The following is a 15,687-nucleotide window of genomic DNA, read 5'->3' as shown; positions in this document are numbered from 1 at the left end:
TGGCGGGTAGGTTGGGATCCGACATGACAGCGGCGCCCGAGCCGACGAGCCGGCACCTGGCCCTTGTGGGCACGACGGCCTCCGGCAAGTCAGCGGTGGCGTTCGAGATCGCCCGGCGCCGGCCCGACGTCGAGCTCGTGTCGGTCGACTCGATGTGCGTGTACCGCGGCATGGATATCGGGACCGCCAAGCCCACACCCGCCCAGCGGGCCGAGGTGCCTCACCACCTCCTCGACCTGGCCGACCCGTCGGAGGACTACTCGGTGAGCCGGTTCCAGGCCGATGCCCGCGCTGTCCTGGATGGCATCGAGGCGAGGGGTCACAGGGCCCTGCTCGTCGGCGGCACCGGCCTGTACCTCCAGGCCGTGGTCGACGAGCTCGAGCTGCCGGGCCGGTGGCCCGAGGTCGCTGCCGGGCTGGAAGCCGAGGCCGACCGCCCGGGTGGCGTCGGCACCCTGCACGCCCGCCTGAATGACCTCGATCCCGTGGCGGCGGGTCGGATGCGGCCGTCGAACCGCCGGCGGGTCGTGCGGGCGCTGGAGGTGACCCTCGGGAGCGGACGACGCTTCTCCTCCTTCGGACCGGGACTCGCCACCTATGCCGCCTCACGGTTCCAGCTGGTCGGGCTGCGCCTGTCGCCACGGGAGGTGGCCAGGCGCATCGAAGAGCGGTTCCTGGCCCAGCTGGGGGCCGGGTTCCTCGACGAGGTGCGCGGGCTGGCCAGCAGCGGGCCTGGGCTGTCCCGGACGGCTCGCCAGGCCCTCGGCTACCGCGAGCTGCTCGCCCACGTGGAACAGGGCGTGCCGCTGGATGAGGCGACGGCCGACGGCATCCGCCGGACGCGGTCGTTCGCCCGCCGGCAGCGGGCCTGGTTCCGGCGCGATCCGCGCATCACCTGGATCGACCCCGTCGATCCAGGTGGTCACGCCAATCCGCTCGCCGCTGTGCCCACCCTGCTGGGAAACTGGATCGGATGCCTGTCCTCCGCCTGACCAAGCACCACGGCCGGGGCAACGACTTCCTCGTGCTGTTGGATCCCGATGACCGCCACCCGCTTGACTCCGCGACAGCTCGGCAACTGTGCGATCGCCGCCGCGGTGTGGGCGCCGACGGGGCGATCCGGGCCACGCTGGCCGAGCCCGGTGACGACGGCGCTGCGCTGTGCATGGAGCTCCGCAACGCCGACGGCGGCATCGCCGAGATGAGTGGGAACGGTGTCCGATGCCTGGCCCAGGCGGCGGTGGACGCGGGCGTGGCGTCGGGGCCCGCGTTCGTCATCCGCACCCTCGCGGGTCCCCGAACGGTGACGGTCGGCCCGAGCGAGCGGGCGGGAACGATGCAGGTGAGCGTCGACATGGGCGAGGCGGAGCTGGGGGAGGAAGAGCCCGATGGGACCGTCGAGAAGCTGCTTCCCGACGGGAGCTGGCGGGCGCGCACAGTGAGCGTCGGCAACCCCCACTTGGTGCTGCTCGGCCCCGATCTCGACGGCCCCGATCTCGAGAAGATCGACATGGCCCGCACCGGATGGGAGGCCCAGGACGCCTACCCCGGCGGCATCAACGTCGAGCTCGTCGCCCCCGGTCCGGGCCCTGGCGAGCTGGTCCTGCGGGTCTGGGAGCGGGGGGTGGGCGAGACGCTGGCGTGCGGCACGGGAAGTTGCGCGGCGGCGGCCGCGGCCAGGTCGTGGGGAGTGGTTGGCGACCAGGTGCTGGTGCACAACCCGGGAGGCACGCTCGAGGTCGGTGTGAACGGTCTCGGCGTCGTGCTGGCCAGTCCGGTGCGGCGCATCTGCACCGTCGAGGTGGAGGTTCCTTGAGCCTCATCGAGCGCGCCTTCAGGGAGCGGATCGTGATGGTGGGTGTGGCCATGCCTCCGACCGGGGTGGCCGAGGCCGAGGCCAGCCTGGACGAGCTGGCGCTGCTCGTCGATACGGCCGGCGCCGACGAGGCGGCGCGGGTCCTCCAGCGACGCGACGCCCCGGACCCGGCGACCTACGTGGGCAAGGGCAAGGCGGCCGAGCTCCACCGGCTGTCGGAGACCGTCGACGCCGACACCGTCGTGTTCGACGACGAGCTCACCCCCGCGCAGCAGCGCAACCTCGAGCGCATCCTCGGCCGGACGGCGATCGACCGCACCGCGGTGATACTCGACATCTTCGCCCAGAACGCCCACACCCAGGAGGGCAAGGCCCAGGTCGAGCTGGCGCTGCTGCGCTACCGGCTGCCGAGGCTGCGAGGCAAGGGAAAGGCGCTCAGCCAGCAGGCCGGCGGGATCGGTACCCGAGGCCCCGGCGAGACGCAGCTCGAGGTGGACCGCCGTCGTCTCGTGCGCCGGATGACCCGACTCGAAGCCGACCTCCGGCAGCTCTCGCGGACCCGCCGCACGCAGCGTCGATCCCGCCAGCGGTCCCGCCGGCGCTCGATCTCCCTGGTGGGCTACACCAACGCCGGCAAGTCCACCCTGCTCAACCGGCTCACGGATGCGGGGGTGTTGGTCGAGGACCGCCTGTTCGCCACCCTCGATCCCCGCACCCGCCGCCTGGAGCTGCCCGGGGGCGAGCAGGTGCTGTGCTCCGACACGGTCGGGTTCGTGCGCAAGCTGCCGCACCAGCTGGTGGAGGCCTTTCGCTCGACCCTGGAGGTGGTGTCCGAGTCGGATCTCCTCGTCCACCTCGTCGACGGAGACGCGCCGGACCCCGAGGCCCAGATCGACGCCGTGCGGACGGTGCTGCGCGAGATCGGTGCCGGCGACGTGCCCGAGCTCCTCGCGTTCAACAAGGCCGACGTGGCGCCGACCGCAGTCAAGCTGGCGGGAACGCACCCAGGATCGGTGGCGATCTCCTCGCTCACCGGCGCCGGCGTCGAGGATCTGCTGACAGCGGTGCGTGATCGACTGCGCTCGCTGTCCCGGCCGATCGAGCTCGTCGTGCCCTACAGCCGAGGCGACGTCCTCGCCGCCCTTCATCGCGAGGCCGAGGTGCTCGTCGAGTCGCACGAGGAGTCGGCGACCCGGCTGCGGGCCCGCCTCGATCCCGCCGAGGCGGGTCGCTTCGGCGAGTTCGTGGTCGATCCTGACCGGCAGGACGAGGTCTCGTGAGCGAGGGGTTCCAGCCCCCGGTGTACCCCTACGAGCGGCTCGCCGGCGCCCGAGCGAAGGCCGACGCCCACGAGGGCGGGCTCGTCGACCTGTCCGTCGGCACGCCCGGCGACCCGCCGCCGCCGGCCGCGGTGGCCGCCCTGTCCTCGTCGGGGACCGAGCGGGGCTACCCGATGTCGGTGGGCAGCCCGAGGTACCGGGAGGCGGCGAGGAACTGGGTGGCCAGGCGGTTCGGGGTCGACGTTCCCGTCGAGGCGGTCGCCGCCTGTGTCGGGACGAAGGAGCTGGTCGCCACCCTGCCCCAGTGGTTGCGGCTGCGGAGCCCGAGCCGCGACACCGTGCTGCATCCGGGCGTCGCCTACCCCACCTACGAGATGGGAGCGGTCCTGGCCGGCTGTCGGTCGGTGGCGGTTCCCGTCGACGAGGGCTGGCACCTCGACCTGAGCGCCATCGACGACGCTGACGCCGATCGCGCCCTGGCCCTGTGGGTCAACAGCCCGGCGAACCCCACGGGGGCGTTGCACGACCTGGCGGCGGCGGCGGCGTGGGGACGGGCGAGGGGAGTGCCCGTGCTCAGCGACGAGTGCTACGCCGAGCTCACGTGGGAAGGCCGACCACGGACCATCCTCGAGGACGGGCTCGACGGGGTGATCGCGGTCCACTCCCTGTCGAAGCGCTCGAACCTGGCCGGCCTCCGGGTCGGCTTCTACGCCGGCGACCTGGCGCTGGTGCACTACCTGTCGGAGGTGCGCAAGCACGCCGGGATGCTGGTGGCGGGGCCCGTCCAGGTGGCTGCTGCGCTCGCCCTCGACGACGACGACCACGCGTCCGAGCAGCGGGAGCGGTATCGGGAGCGCCTGGCGGGCTTTCGGTCGATACTGGCTGCCATCGGGGTCGCCGTGTCGCGCCCGGCTGGTGGGCTCTACCTGTGGGCACCGGCCCCGGGGGAGGAAGACGACCCGGCGGCACGTTCGTGGGCGTTCACCGAGCGGCTGGCGGCCGACGGGGGCGCGCTGGTCAGTCCCGGTGACCTGTACGGGTCGCAGGGCGCGGGTCACGTGCGGGTGGCGCTGGTGCAGCCCATGGAGCGCCTCGACCTGGTGGCCCGTCGCCTCGGCGTCGGGTGACCAGCACGCGGAGCGGGCGCAGCACCGCTGAGTAGGGTCGCGGCCATGGCGGATCTCCAAGCCAACATCGACGACCTGTGGGAACGCCGGGACTCGCTGGGCCCGGATGACGGGGATGCCCAGGCGACCGTGCGCCAGGCCGTCGACCTGCTCGACACCGGCGAGGCTCGGGTCGCCGAGGTCGCAGGTGACGGCGAGGTGGTCGTCCACCAGTGGCTGAAGCGGGCCATCCTGCTCCTCTTCCGCCTGTCGGCCATGGAGACCATCGAGCTCGGGCCCTTCGAGTACGCCGACCGGATCCCCTTGAAGGGACGCTTCGCAGCTGCCGGGGTGCGAGTCGTACCCGGCGCATCGGCGCGATGGGGATCGTTCCTCGACCGGGGCGTGGTACTCATGCCGAGCTACGTGAACATCGGCTCCCGGGTGGGAGCCGGCACCATGGTCGACACGTGGGCCACGGTGGGCTCGTGCGCCCAGATCGGTACCAACGTGCACCTGTCGGGAGGGGTGGGCATCGGCGGCGTGCTCGAGCCGGCGCAGGCGGCCCCGGTGATCGTGGAGGACGAGGCGTTCGTGGGCAGCCGCTGCATGGTCACCGAGGGCGCCCGGGTCGGTGAGGGTGCCGTGGTGGGCTCGGGCGTGATCGTCAATCCGTCGGTTCCGGTGGTCGACGCCGAGACCGGCGCCGAGGTGAGCCGCGGCATCATTCCCCCGTGGTGCGTCGCCATCAGCGCGTCCCGGCGTCGACAGTACCCGGGAGGGGAGTTCTTCGTCCCGTGCGTGCTGGTGATCAAGCGGCTCACCGAGGGGGAACGACACGACAAGTCCCGGCTCAACGAGGTGCTGCGGGATCACGGGACCTCGGTGTGAGGGACCTCCTGGCCCGCAGCGCCGAGCTGGTCGACATCCCCTCGGTCAGCCACCACGAGGGCGCCATCGCTGACCGCGTCGAGACGTTGCTCAAGGCAGCGCCCTGGCTGCAGGTCGATCGGGTAGCCAACACGGTGGTGGCTCGGACCCAGCTGGGCCGTGCCCAACGGCTGCTCCTCGCCGGTCACCTCGACACCGTGCCGCCCAACGGCAACGAGGGCGCCCGCGTAGAGGGTGACACCCTGTGGGGGCTGGGCGCGACCGACATGAAGGGCGGCCTGGCCGTGCTGTGCGAGCTGGCGATCAGCGAGCCCGATCCCGTCGTGGACCTGACCTACGTGCTGTACGAGTGCGAGGAGGTGGACCAGCGCCACAACGGGCTGAGCCTGCTACGGGCCGAGCGTCCGGGCCTGCTCGCTGGCGACGCGGCGGTCCTCGCCGAACCAACGGGCGGCCGCGTCGAGGCGGGCTGCCAGGGCACGATGCGGGTCGCCGTGACGCTCGTGGGGGAGCGCGCCCACACCGCTCGACCGTGGATGGGAGTGAACGCCGTCCATCGTCTGGCGCCGGTGCTGACCCTCGTCGCCGGGTACGAGGACCGCCGGCCCGTGATCGACGGGTGCGAGTTTCGGGAGTCGCTCCAGAGCGTCGGCGTCGAGGGATCGGTCGCCCACAACGTGGTCCCGGATCGAGCCCGGGTCGTGCTCAACCATCGCTTCGCGCCCGACCGCGACGCCGAGGCCGCGTTCTCCTCGTTGCGCGAACTGCTGGCCCCCGCCCTTGACACCGCCGCCGGCGACACCATCGAGCTGGAGTCCGTCTCCCACCCGGCGCCACCCGCCCTCGATCATCCCCTGCTGTCTGGGCTGGTCGAGCGGTCGGGGATACCACCGCGGGCCAAGTTGGGCTGGACCGACGTCGCCTTCTTCAGCGCTCTCGGCGTGCCGGCGACAAACTTCGGACCGGGCGATTCGACGCTGGCCCACACGGCGACCGAGCGGGTGGCGCGTGGCGAGCTCGAGGCGGCGTACGGCACGCTGTGGTCGGTCGCGCGGGGAGCCCCGTAGACTGACGGGCCCGCCCACGCTCGTGGAGACGATCGCCGGCCCGGGAGGTCGGTGCATCGCATCGCCGGCCCGGGAGGTCGGCCCATCGCATCGCCGGCCCCGGACGCCGGCCAACGGAATCGGAACGGAATGGAGGATCGTTCGTGGCAATCGAGGTCGGCCAGGAGGCCCCGGATTTCGAGCTCAGTCAGGGCCGCAACAAGGTGAAGCTGTCGGATTACCGGGGCAAGGAGAACGTGGTGCTCGTCTTCTACCCGTTCACCTTCACCGGCGTGTGCCAAGGGGAGCTCTGCGAGCTGCGCGATGACCTGTCGTCGTTCCAGACGGCGAACGCACAGCTCATCGCCGTCTCCTGCGACAGCCCTTTCGCCCAGGCCCGGTGGGCCGAGGAGCAGGGCTTCGGGTTCCCGGTGCTGGGCGACTTCTGGCCTCACGGTGCGGTGGCACGCGCCTACGGGGTGTTCAACGAGGCCTTGGGCTGCGCCGACCGGGCGACGTTCGTGATCGACAAGACCGGTACGGTCGTGGCCACGTTCGCCTCGCCCGAGCTGCTCACGCCGCGGAACCGAGCCGACTACGAGGCGGCCCTGGCCAAGCTCTCCTGATCGGGGCTCTCCTGATCGGGGCGCGGCACCGTGTCACAGGCGGCGGAGGACGGTCACGACCTTGCCGTAGACGGTCACCTCCGCTGCGTCGTGCTCGATGGGGTCGTAGTCCGGGTTGGCCGGCTTGAGCACGACCTTCCGCCCTCGGCGGCTGTAGAACTTCACCGTGGCGTCCCCGTCGGGTAAGCCGGCGGCGACGATGTCGCCCCGCTCGACCTCCGGCTGTTGACGCACCACGACGTAGTCGCCGTCGAGGATCCCCGCGTCCACCATCGAGTCGCCCCGCACCTTGAGCATGAACAGGGTGCCGGTCCCGGTGAAGTCCTGGGGGAGGGGCATGAGGTCCTCGACGTTCTCTTGGGCGAGCACATCGGTCCCGGCTGCCACCTCCCCGACGAGTGGAACGTGGCGTACCGGCCGGCTGGCCAGCGCCGCCCCTGACGAGGGGTCGTAGCTGACCGTGATGGCGCGGGGCTTGGTCGGGTCGCGCTGCAGGAAACCCTGGCGCTGGAGCGTGGCCAGGTGGGCGTGGACGGTCGACGACGAGTTGAGGCCCACGGCCTCGCCGATCTCGCGCACCGACGGGGGATAACCGCGCTCCTGGAGCCGCTCGGCGATGAAGTCGAGGATCTCCCGCCGTTTGCCGCTCAGCGTCGCCTCGGGCATGGTCTCGCTCTCCTCCCGTCGGCCCGTCCTGCGGGCGCCTTCCCTGGATGTTCCCTGGTCGTTCCCACCTACCGAACCCCTCCAGGGGCCCGGCGTCGAACGTGCGTTCCCAGCGTACCAGCACGATCCGGCCGAGGGAAACATCTGTTCGATCGCCGCTTGACAACGAACAGATGTTCGTGATCTGCTGGGCACGCAGGAGAACAGGTGTTCGGTAGAAGGACACAGTAGAAGGACGCAAGAGAAGCCAGCGAGTAGGAGCGAGCGAGCATGGCCGCCATTGCCTACCCCCTCCCACGGGATCGTGTCGCCCGTCCGCCGGCGCGGTCGCCCGAGCCGCGTGGGCCGGCCGGCGCCGAGCGCGTCGATCGGAGTCGCCGTCGTCCCCCCACCTCGGCGGCCCGGCGGCGGGCCACGATCCGGCGTCGGCTGACGGCCATCGCCTTCGCTGCCGGGCTGGTGCTGGTCATCCGGCCTCTCGTCCTGCCCGGGGGCGATCCCCTCGTCGTCCCCGGGCGGGTGACGCCGGCGGCGGCTGCGGTCGGCACCCGGACCTACATCGTCCAGCCGGGCGACACGCTGTGGAGCATCGCCCGCCACGTGCACCCCGACCAGGACCCGCGGCCGCTTGTGGACCAGCTGTCCACCCAGGTTCCCGGGGGCTCTCTCCAGGCGGGTCAGCACCTCGTGCTGCCCTGATCCGGCGCCCGGCCGCGACGGCGGTCAGCGTCAGCGGGACGCACGACAGACGAGACGCGCTGGCGCGGTTGGAGCGATAGCGTCCGCGGCCGTGCGCTGTCCGATCTGCTCGAGCCTCGAGGACCGGGTCGTGGACTCGCGGTTGGCTGATGACGGCGCGGCTATCCGCCGGCGGCGCGAGTGCGCGACCTGCGGGCGCCGGTTCACCACCTTCGAGCGCATCGAGGAGGCGGCGCTGATGGTTGGCAAACGGTCGGGCGACCGTGTGCCGTTCGACCGGGCCAAGGTCGTCGCCGGTGTGCGGGCGGCCACCAAGAACCGGCCCGTGAGCGCTGAGGCCATGGACGCGCTGGCCGGCGAGGTCGAGGAGGCGATGCGGCTGCTCGGTCCCGAGCCGACCAGCCAGCAGATCGGCGTGGCGGTCCTCGACCGGCTTCGACGGCTGGACCAGGTGGCGTACCTGCGCTTTGCCAGCGTCTACAAGGGCTTCGAGGATGTGGGCGATTTCGAGCGGGAGGTCGGCTTGCTGAGCAAGACGACCGAGCCCAAGCGGCGAGTGTGAGGAGGTGAGTCGGTGCGAGTGGGAGTGCTGACGGGTGGGGGCGACTGCCCGGGGCTGAACGCGGTGATACGGGCCGTGGTTCGCAAGGGCGAGGTGGCCTACGGAGACGGGTTCGTCGGCCTAGCCGACGGCTGGCGCGGGGCGATCGAGGGCCGCACCCTGCAGCTGGACGTGGAGCGGTGTCGAGGGATCCTTCCCCGAGGGGGGACGATCCTGGGCACGTCGCGCACCAACCCCTACAAGGTCGACGGCGGCGTGGCGGGGGTGCGCGAGACGGTGACCGACCACGCCCTCGACGCCCTGATCGCCATCGGGGGCGAGGACACCCTTGGAGTTGCCCATCGTCTCGCGGACGAGGGCCTGTCGGTCGTCGGGGTGCCCAAGACGATCGACAACGATCTGTCGGCGACCGAGGTGACCTTCGGCTTCCATACGGCGGTTCAGATCGCCACCGACGCCATCGACCGCCTCCACACCACGGCGGAGTCGCACGACCGGGTCATCGTGTGCGAGGTGATGGGCCGACACGCGGGATGGATCGCGACGTACGCCGGCATCGCCGGCGGTGCGGCCGAGATCCTGGTGCCCGAGGAACCGTTCGACATCGACGTCGTGTGCGAGAGCCTGAAGCGCCGCCACCAGAAGGGTCGGTTCGCCTCCATCGTGGTCGTCGCCGAGGGGGCGAAGCCCCGGGAGGGCACGCTGCAGCTGGCGTCTTCCACGGTCGACCAGTTCGGTCACGAGCGCCTCGGGGGCATCGGCAACCTCCTCGCTGAGGAGATCGAACGGCGCACCGGGTTCGAGGCGCGGGTGACGATCCTCGGCCACGTGCAGCGGGGCGGCACGCCCACGGCCTTCGACCGGGTCCTGGCGACCCGGTTTGGTGTTGCGGCCATCGATGCCGTCCACGCCCGGGCCTTCGACACCATGGTTGCTCTCAGATCGAACGCCATCGTCAGCGTACCGCTGGCCGAGGCTCTGGCCGAGCTCAAGACGGTTGACGAGCAGCTGGTCCGCGATGTTGCCGAGGTCTTCTTCGAGTGAGGACCGCCCCGCGTTCAGCCCGGAGCATCGAGGGGAGCGTTCCCGGCGCCGGCCTCGACGAGCAGCGCTCGTAGGCGACCAGCCAGCTCGGGCGCGGCGGCCAGCGTCATCGATCCCGACGGCGGTCCACCCTCGAGGTCACCGACCCAAGCCCCCGACTCGGAGGCGACGAGGGCACCCGCGGCCCAGTCCCATGGCTGGAGCCCGGCTTCGAAGAAGGCGTCGACGCGCCCGGCGGCGAGCCAGCACAGATCGAGGGAGGCGGCGCCCGCTCGGCGGATGTCACGCACGACCGGGAGCACCCGGGTGAGGACCTCGGCCTGGCGGGCGCGCAGGGCGGCGTCATAGTTGAAGCCGGTCCCGACCAACGCGTCGGCCAGCCTGGGCGGAGCGTCGAGCCGCAGTGAGGTCCGGCCGTCTCGCGCGGGCACCGTCCCGGGCGCGCCATCGACCCGGTCGGGGTCACTGGAGCTGGATAGCCAGGCTCCAACGCCGCGGATGGCGGCGAAGGTCTCGGCGTGCGAGGGATCGTGGACGACGCCGACGGCGACTCGACCGTCGACTTCAGCCGCGATCGAGACGGCGAAGGCAGGCCACGCGTACAGGTAGTTGGTCGTCCCGTCGAGTGGGTCCACGATCCAGCGGACTCCTGTGCTGCCTTCCTGTCGCGCCCCCTCCTCGCCGAGGATGGCGTCGCTCGGTCGTTGGCGGTGGAGCGCCGCGGCGATGAGGGACTCGCTGGCGAGGTCCATCTCGGTGACCATGTCGGTACGGCTGGATTTCGTGCGGACGCTCGTCCGGGTGCGGTGGAGGCCGTCTAGGAGAAGAACGCCGGCCGATCGGGCCACGGTCGCCGCGATCTCGAGGAGCTCGTCGGGGTCCGCCATGCGGACGGTCTATCGCGGGTGGGCGCGGTCCGGGGCGTGCGGCCGCAGCGGCGCCGGGCCGCAGCGCTGGTGGCGCGGGGCCCGGGTACTTCGGAGCCGGCCAGGGCGCCGCGCCGCCGGCGATACGCTGGCTCCGATGCGCGACGGGCTGGTCGACCTCCGCTCAGACACCGTGACCCGTCCCACGCCCGAGATGCGGCGCGCCATGGCCGAGGCCGAGGTGGGCGACGACGTGTACCGGGAGGACCCCACGGTCAACGCCCTCGAGGAGGCGTTCGCGGCGCGCGTCGGCAAGCAGTCCGCCCTCTACGTGCCCTCGGGAACCATGGGCAATCAGGTGGCCCTGCGGGTGCTCGCCGAGCCGGCGACGATCGTCGTCGCCGGCCGCCGCCAGCACGTGGTCGTGCACGAGCACGGAGGTGGCGCACGCAACGCCGGCATCCAGTTCCACACTGTGGGCGACGACCATGGCCAGCTGTCGGGAGACGACGTCGCGTGGGCGCTCGATGCCGCCGAGCACCACATGCCCGAGGTCAGCCTGGTGGCGGTGGAGAACACCCACATGCACGCCGGCGGACGTCCGTGGTCGCTGGAGGCGCTCCAGGCGGTGGGGCGGGCCGCTCGGGGCCTTCCCCTGCACATGGACGGGGCCCGGTTGTTCAACGCGGAGGTGGCGACGGGCATCCCGGCAGCCGAGTACGCGGCGCGCGTGACCACGGTGATGTGCTGCCTGTCGAAGGGCCTCTGCGCACCGGTCGGCTCGATGCTCGCCGGGAGCGACGATGTCATTGTTGCGGCACGGGCAGAACGGGCCCGGCTCGGTGGCGGGATGCGCCAGGCGGGCGTCATCGCCGCTGCTGGCCTGGTGGCGTTGGACCGCATGGTCGTGCGGCTGGCCGATGACCACCAGCGGGCGGCACGACTGGCCCGGGCCGTGGCCGAGCGCTGGCCGGACGCCGGGTGCGACGCGTCGCAGACGCCGACCAACATCGTGCTCTTCCAGCATGATCGACCCGAGCTCGTGCTCGACCACCTCCGATCGGAGGGCGTGCTCGCCGGCACCGTCGCCCCGCGGATGGTTCGCCTCATGACGCACCACGATCTCGACGACGATGGGATCGAGCGCGCCGCCAAGGCGCTGTCGAGCGCACCGTAAGACGCCGCAGGGGTCCGGCGCTGCCGATCCCTGACGGGCCCCCACCTCGCTACGCTCGCCCGGATGGCCGAGCTGGTCCGTGACGCACCGACGAGGGTGCTCGCCTGCTACGCCCACCCCGACGATCCCGAGGTCTCCTGCGGCGGCACCCTCGCCCGTTGGAGCGCTGCCGGATCAGAGGTGCACACGGTCGTGTGCACGAGCGGCGACAAGGGCTCGTCGGACCCCGAGACCGATCCGGTGGAGCTGGTGTCCCGTCGGGCGGACGAGGTGGCGGCGGCGGCCAGGCTCGTCGGCCTGAGCGGACACCACCTCCTCGGTCACCCCGACGGTGAGCTCGAGAACGGGGCCGCCCTTCGGCGGGAGCTGGTCGCCATGGTTCGGGAGGTGCGGCCCCAGGTGGTCGTGTGCCCCGACCCCCAGGCGGTGATGTTCGGCCAGGACTACTACAACCATCTGGACCACCGCGTGGTGGGCTGGGCCGCCCTCGACGCCGTGGCCCCCGCTGCCGCCCTCCCGCTGTATTTCCCGGAGACCGGGCCCCCGCACCAGGTCGAGGTGGTCTATCTCTCGGGCACGCTCGAGCCGGACGTGTGGGTCGATGTCTCGGCCACCCTGGAGATCAAGCTCGGGGCGGTGCTGTGCCACCGCAGCCAGCTGACCGAGACGGGGGAGTGGCTGCGCACGGTCATCAGAGAGCGGGCGGAGGAGAGCGGTCGACAGGCCGGAGTGCGCTATGCCGAGGGATTTCGGCGGTTGCGCCTCACCGGCTGAGCCTCACCGGCTGAGCCCTCCGGCGGTGGCAAGGTTCGGGAGGGCAGAATGCTTCTGTGCGTGAGTGGCTGGTTGCCGGTGGACTCGTCGAGAACCACGACGGCCTCCTACTGGTCCAGAACCGTCGGCGTGACGGATCGCTGGACTGGTCGCCCCCCGGCGGCGTGATCGACGTGAGCGGCGGCGAGTCCGTCCGGGGTGGGCTCACCCGGGAGGTGGACGAGGAGACGGGACTGATCGTCGACGAGTGGGCCGGACCCGTCTACAAGGTCGAGGCGCTGGCCGAGAGCCTGGGCTGGCTGTTGCGCGTGGAGGTCCACCTGGCCCTGTCGTACTCCGGGGACCTGGCCGTCAATGATCCGGACGGGATCGTGGTCGATGCCCGGTTCGTGGCATGGGACGCCGCCGAGCTCCATCTCGACGGCTGTCGCCCCTGGGTGGCCGAGCCGCTTGTCGCCTGGCTGGCCGAGCGACCGCCGGGCTGGGAGGGCGGGTCGAGGGAACGGCCGGAGCGGGCCGCCGGGCCCGGGTCCGGGAGGGAGGATCGCTCGTACCGCTACCGCCTCGAAGGCAACGACGCCCGTCGCCTCGAGGTGATCAGGCTGTGACCGGTTCCGTGGCCGAGGAGGTCGACGCGCCGCACCTCGACATCCTGCACCTCGATATGGACGCCTTCTACGCCGCCGTCGAGATCCTCGAGGATGCCGGCCTCGCCGGCCGCCCGGTCATCGTCGGCGGGTCGGGATCGCGCGGAGTGGTCGCCTCCTGCTCGTACGAAGCCCGGGCGTACGGGGTTCGCTCGGCCATGCCGTCGGTCCAGGCCAGCCGCCTGTGTCCGCAGGCCGTGTTCCGGCCCGGACGGTTCGACGTGTACGCCGCCGTCAGCCAGCGGTTGCACGAGGTGCTGAGCTCGTTCACGCCGCTCGTCGAAGGTATCGGGCTCGACGAGGCCTTCCTCGATGTGCGGGGTGCCCGTCGGCTGTTCGGATCGGGGACCGAGATCGCCCGCGCCGTCCGCGGGCGCGTCCACGAGGAGCTCGGTCTGTGGTCGTCGGTGGGGGTGGCCCGCTCGAAGCTGCTGGCGAAGCTGGCGTCCAGGGCGGCCAAGCCGGCCGCCACCCCCACCGGGCCCCGAGCCGGTGCCGGAGTCGTCGCCGTCGAGCCGGACGCCGAGCTCGGCTTCCTCCACCCGCTGCCGGTGTCCGCCCTGTGGGGTGTCGGGCCCGTGACCGCCTCCCGACTGACCCGGCTCGGCGTGTCGACCGTGGGCGATCTGGCGGCGGTGCCGGTCGAGACGCTCGTGATCACTGTGGGTCAGGCGTTGGGTCGCCATCTGCACGAGCTGGCCTGGGCCCGTGACCCCCGGCCGGTCGAGCCGGATCGCGAGGTGAAGTCGATCGGGCACGAGGAGACGTACGCGCAGGACGATCACGATCTGATCAGCCTGCGTCGTCAGGTCGTCCGCATGTCCGACGCCGTGGCAGCCCGGCTGCGGGGCAGTGACAAGGCAGGCCGGACGGTGACGCTCAAGGTGCGCTTCGGCGATATGTCCACGATCACCCGTTCACACAGCCTCGCCGACCCGGTTGATCAGGGGCCCGTCATCGCCAGGCTGGCGTCCGTGCTCCTCGGCGCCGTGGACGTGCGCCCCGGGGTCCGCCTCTTGGGCGTGAGCGTCTCGGGGCTCACCGGGGCATCGGACCGAGGCGCACAGCAGCTCAGCTTCGGTGGTCTCGACGCTGGGTCCCGCGATCGGGACAGCGACGCCTCGGGCGCTCTGGACGCGGTTCGGGCGCGGTTCGGGAGTGAGGCCGTCGGGCCCGCCTCGCTAGCCGGGCCGGACGGCGTCGACGTCAAGCGGAGGGGTGACACCCAGTGGGGCCCCCGGTCCGGACAGGCCGGATCCAGCTAGGCGGGCGGGTCCGGCGGGTCCGGCGCACGAACCTGCGCCGAGGGGCCCAGCGGGGGCGTGCCCGGGACCGGTCTTGCCACAACGCGTTGTTGTAGCGCAGCCACTGCGCGAAGATTGAACCCGAGAAGACATCGACGGCCAGGGGTGGCAAGGGGGCGGTAGTGCCGCTTTCCGAAGAAGAGCAGCGGATCCTCCACGAGATCGAGCGCAACTTCTATGAGCACGATCCGGATTTCGCTGCTCGGGTGCGGCGGGAGACCGTCTACCGCCACGCCGGTCGCAACTGCAAGTGGTCGGCGCTCGCCTTCCTGGGCGGGCTGGCCATCCTGGTGGTGTGGTTCTCGACGTCGCTGCTGCTCGGCCTGCTGGGCTTCTTCATCATGTTGTTCTCGGCCATCTACTTCGAGCGCAACCTCCGCAACATGGGTCGAGCGGGCTGGCAGCAGGTGACCAAGTCGGTGCGGGCCCAGGGACTGTCGGAGACGCTGGGAGACACCCAGCGCCGTCTCCGTGAGCGGTTCAAGCGAAGCGACTGACCGAACTGCCGTCCGCGGCCAGCGGAGGGCCCAGCTAGGAGACTGACACCTCGGACGAACGGCGCTCGGCGTCGTCGTGCGTGCCGGCCGGTGGGCGCGGGCCCGGCCGACGATCGGGATCGTGCCCATTCCACGCGCCGTCCCGCCCGCTGGCGCGGAGCAGCTGACGAGGATCGAGCCTCCAACGCAGCCGTTGCCACCAGGTCGCCCGCTTCCACACGGCGCCCTCGATCACCGCCGCGGCCACGACCGACCTCGTGACGACCTCGGTGCCTGGTGGCACCGGCGCGTAGCTGGCGACGCTGGCGTCTCGGGCTAGAGCCGACAAGGCGGGAGCCACCTCGGTGGGCGCGACCGGCGAGTGGGCGGTGCGCCGGGCGTGCTCCTCGAGCGTCTCGGACGCCTGTCGCCCGGCTCCGACGAGCGCCAGGGAGTCGGCCGCTTCGGACCACGCCACAAGGACCCGCTCGGCGCCGTGCGCCGTGGCGCGTCGTCGGAAGCGTCGTCGTCGCGCCAGCAGGGGAATGCCGACACCCCACGCCAGCGCCAGGGCCACCACGATCGCCGCCGCGGTGACGCCGGCGACCGGGAAGTGGCCGCCATGGTGGGCGGTCGGACCGGCATGCACGAGATTGGGGGAGGGCTTCACCGGGACCGCTGGCGCCGGCGCCGGAGGCGTGGGAGCG

Annotated in this window: 18 protein-coding genes; 15 read left to right on the top strand and 3 right to left on the bottom strand. The window is 71.9% G+C overall.

All coding sequences use genetic code 11. The annotated features are described in order from the left end of the window. The first annotated feature begins 23 nt into the window (after nt 1–23). The 7 genes from miaA (at nt 24) to VGF64_08025 (ending at nt 6,765) form a co-directional block, all read left to right on the top strand. Nucleotides 24–992 (top strand): tRNA (adenosine(37)-N6)-dimethylallyltransferase MiaA, encoded by a 969-nt coding sequence (gene miaA, locus VGF64_08055; protein HEY1634695.1) that lies wholly within the window; start codon nt 24–26, stop codon nt 990–992. Then, nucleotides 974–1,816 (top strand): diaminopimelate epimerase, encoded by an 843-nt coding sequence (dapF, locus tag VGF64_08050; GenBank protein HEY1634694.1) that lies wholly within the window; start codon nt 974–976, stop codon nt 1,814–1,816. Before miaA ends, dapF begins: the two co-directional genes overlap by 19 nt. Then, the gene (hflX, locus tag VGF64_08045; GenBank protein ID HEY1634693.1) at nt 1,813–3,096 is read left to right on the top strand and encodes a GTPase HflX; all 1,284 of its coding nucleotides are present in this window, start codon (nt 1,813–1,815) and stop codon (nt 3,094–3,096) included. Before dapF ends, hflX begins: the two co-directional genes overlap by 4 nt. Then, nucleotides 3,093–4,223 (top strand): aminotransferase class I/II-fold pyridoxal phosphate-dependent enzyme, encoded by a 1,131-nt coding sequence (locus tag VGF64_08040; GenBank protein ID HEY1634692.1) that lies wholly within the window; start codon nt 3,093–3,095, stop codon nt 4,221–4,223. Before hflX ends, VGF64_08040 begins: the two co-directional genes overlap by 4 nt. Nucleotides 4,224–4,268: 45 nt before the next feature. Then, nucleotides 4,269–5,093 carry a 2,3,4,5-tetrahydropyridine-2,6-dicarboxylate N-succinyltransferase gene (locus VGF64_08035; GenBank protein ID HEY1634691.1) on the top strand — a complete coding sequence of 275 codons (825 nt, stop codon included), beginning with the start codon at nt 4,269–4,271 and terminating at the stop codon, nt 5,091–5,093. Continuing rightward, nucleotides 5,090–6,160: a succinyl-diaminopimelate desuccinylase gene (gene dapE / locus VGF64_08030; GenBank protein HEY1634690.1), complete on the top strand. Its 1,071-nt coding sequence runs from the start codon at nt 5,090–5,092 to the stop codon at nt 6,158–6,160. The genes VGF64_08035 and dapE overlap by 4 nt, the downstream gene beginning before the upstream one ends. A 143-nt stretch (nt 6,161–6,303) precedes the next feature. Beyond that, complete coding sequence (locus VGF64_08025) at nt 6,304–6,765, top strand: peroxiredoxin (GenBank protein HEY1634689.1); 462 nt, start codon at nt 6,304–6,306, stop codon at nt 6,763–6,765. A 33-nt stretch (nt 6,766–6,798) separates the two neighbouring features. Here the strand turns inward: VGF64_08025 and lexA are convergent, their stop codons facing one another. Next, nucleotides 6,799–7,431 (bottom strand): transcriptional repressor LexA, encoded by a 633-nt coding sequence (gene lexA / locus VGF64_08020; GenBank protein ID HEY1634688.1) that lies wholly within the window; start codon nt 7,429–7,431, stop codon nt 6,799–6,801. Nucleotides 7,432–7,701: 270 nt separating this feature from the next. Between lexA and VGF64_08015 the strand changes: the two genes are divergently transcribed. From VGF64_08015 to VGF64_08005, 3 genes are all read left to right on the top strand, one after another. Continuing rightward, the gene (locus VGF64_08015) at nt 7,702–8,130 is read left to right on the top strand and encodes a LysM domain-containing protein (protein ID HEY1634687.1); all 429 of its coding nucleotides are present in this window, start codon (nt 7,702–7,704) and stop codon (nt 8,128–8,130) included. 91 nt (nt 8,131–8,221) lie between these two features. Beyond that, nucleotides 8,222–8,692, top strand: coding sequence for a transcriptional regulator NrdR (gene nrdR, locus VGF64_08010; protein HEY1634686.1), 471 nt, complete (start codon nt 8,222–8,224; stop codon nt 8,690–8,692). 12 nt (nt 8,693–8,704) lie between these two features. Further along, nucleotides 8,705–9,736: a 6-phosphofructokinase gene (locus tag VGF64_08005; GenBank protein ID HEY1634685.1), complete on the top strand. Its 1,032-nt coding sequence runs from the start codon at nt 8,705–8,707 to the stop codon at nt 9,734–9,736. A 14-nt stretch (nt 9,737–9,750) separates the two neighbouring features. Here the strand turns inward: VGF64_08005 and VGF64_08000 are convergent, their stop codons facing one another. Continuing rightward, a complete protein-coding gene (locus VGF64_08000; protein HEY1634684.1) occupies nt 9,751–10,623 on the bottom strand; it encodes an inositol monophosphatase family protein in 873 nt (290 codons plus the stop codon). Between the two features lie 136 nt (nt 10,624–10,759). Here VGF64_08000 and VGF64_07995 point away from each other — a divergent pair, with 136 nt between their 5' ends. From VGF64_07995 to VGF64_07975, 5 genes are all read left to right on the top strand, one after another. Further along, nucleotides 10,760–11,779: a GntG family PLP-dependent aldolase gene (locus VGF64_07995; protein HEY1634683.1), complete on the top strand. Its 1,020-nt coding sequence runs from the start codon at nt 10,760–10,762 to the stop codon at nt 11,777–11,779. A 63-nt stretch (nt 11,780–11,842) separates the two neighbouring features. Then, nucleotides 11,843–12,553: a PIG-L deacetylase family protein gene (locus VGF64_07990; protein HEY1634682.1), complete on the top strand. Its 711-nt coding sequence runs from the start codon at nt 11,843–11,845 to the stop codon at nt 12,551–12,553. A gap of 56 nt (nt 12,554–12,609) precedes the next feature. Continuing rightward, complete coding sequence (locus VGF64_07985; protein HEY1634681.1) at nt 12,610–13,161, top strand: NUDIX hydrolase; 552 nt, start codon at nt 12,610–12,612, stop codon at nt 13,159–13,161. Next, on the top strand, nt 13,158–14,465 hold the full coding sequence (dinB, locus tag VGF64_07980; protein ID HEY1634680.1) for a DNA polymerase IV: 1,308 nt from the start codon (nt 13,158–13,160) through the stop codon (nt 14,463–14,465). Before VGF64_07985 ends, dinB begins: the two co-directional genes overlap by 4 nt. A gap of 161 nt (nt 14,466–14,626) precedes the next feature. Next, nucleotides 14,627–15,001 (top strand): DUF3040 domain-containing protein, encoded by a 375-nt coding sequence (locus VGF64_07975; protein ID HEY1634679.1) that lies wholly within the window; start codon nt 14,627–14,629, stop codon nt 14,999–15,001. Nucleotides 15,002–15,035: 34 nt separating this feature from the next. Here the strand turns inward: VGF64_07975 and VGF64_07970 are convergent. After that, nucleotides 15,036–15,687, bottom strand: a 652-nt coding sequence (locus VGF64_07970; protein HEY1634678.1) for a hypothetical protein, incomplete at its 5' end; no start/stop codon positions are given.

The sequence above is a fragment of the Acidimicrobiales bacterium genome (genome assembly GCA_036491125.1).
Lineage (GTDB): Bacteria > Actinomycetota > Acidimicrobiia > Acidimicrobiales > AC-9 > AC-9.
Note: the sequence above shows the minus strand (reverse complement) of the source record. Positions and strands in the feature narration are given on the sequence as shown.

Coding starts and splice junctions, on each gene's coding strand:
- miaA (HEY1634695.1), top strand. CDS start 24: ATGACAGCGGCGCCCGAGCCGACGAGCCGGCACCTGGCCCTTGTGGGC.
- dapF (HEY1634694.1), top strand. CDS start 974: ATGCCTGTCCTCCGCCTGACCAAGCACCACGGCCGGGGCAACGACTTC.
- VGF64_08035 (HEY1634691.1), top strand. CDS start 4,269: ATGGCGGATCTCCAAGCCAACATCGACGACCTGTGGGAACGCCGGGAC.
- lexA (HEY1634688.1), bottom strand. CDS start 7,431: ATGCCCGAGGCGACGCTGAGCGGCAAACGGCGGGAGATCCTCGACTTC.
- VGF64_08015 (HEY1634687.1), top strand. CDS start 7,702: ATGGCCGCCATTGCCTACCCCCTCCCACGGGATCGTGTCGCCCGTCCG.
- VGF64_08000 (HEY1634684.1), bottom strand. CDS start 10,623: ATGGCGGACCCCGACGAGCTCCTCGAGATCGCGGCGACCGTGGCCCGA.
- VGF64_07995 (HEY1634683.1), top strand. CDS start 10,760: ATGCGCGACGGGCTGGTCGACCTCCGCTCAGACACCGTGACCCGTCCC.
- VGF64_07990 (HEY1634682.1), top strand. CDS start 11,843: ATGGCCGAGCTGGTCCGTGACGCACCGACGAGGGTGCTCGCCTGCTAC.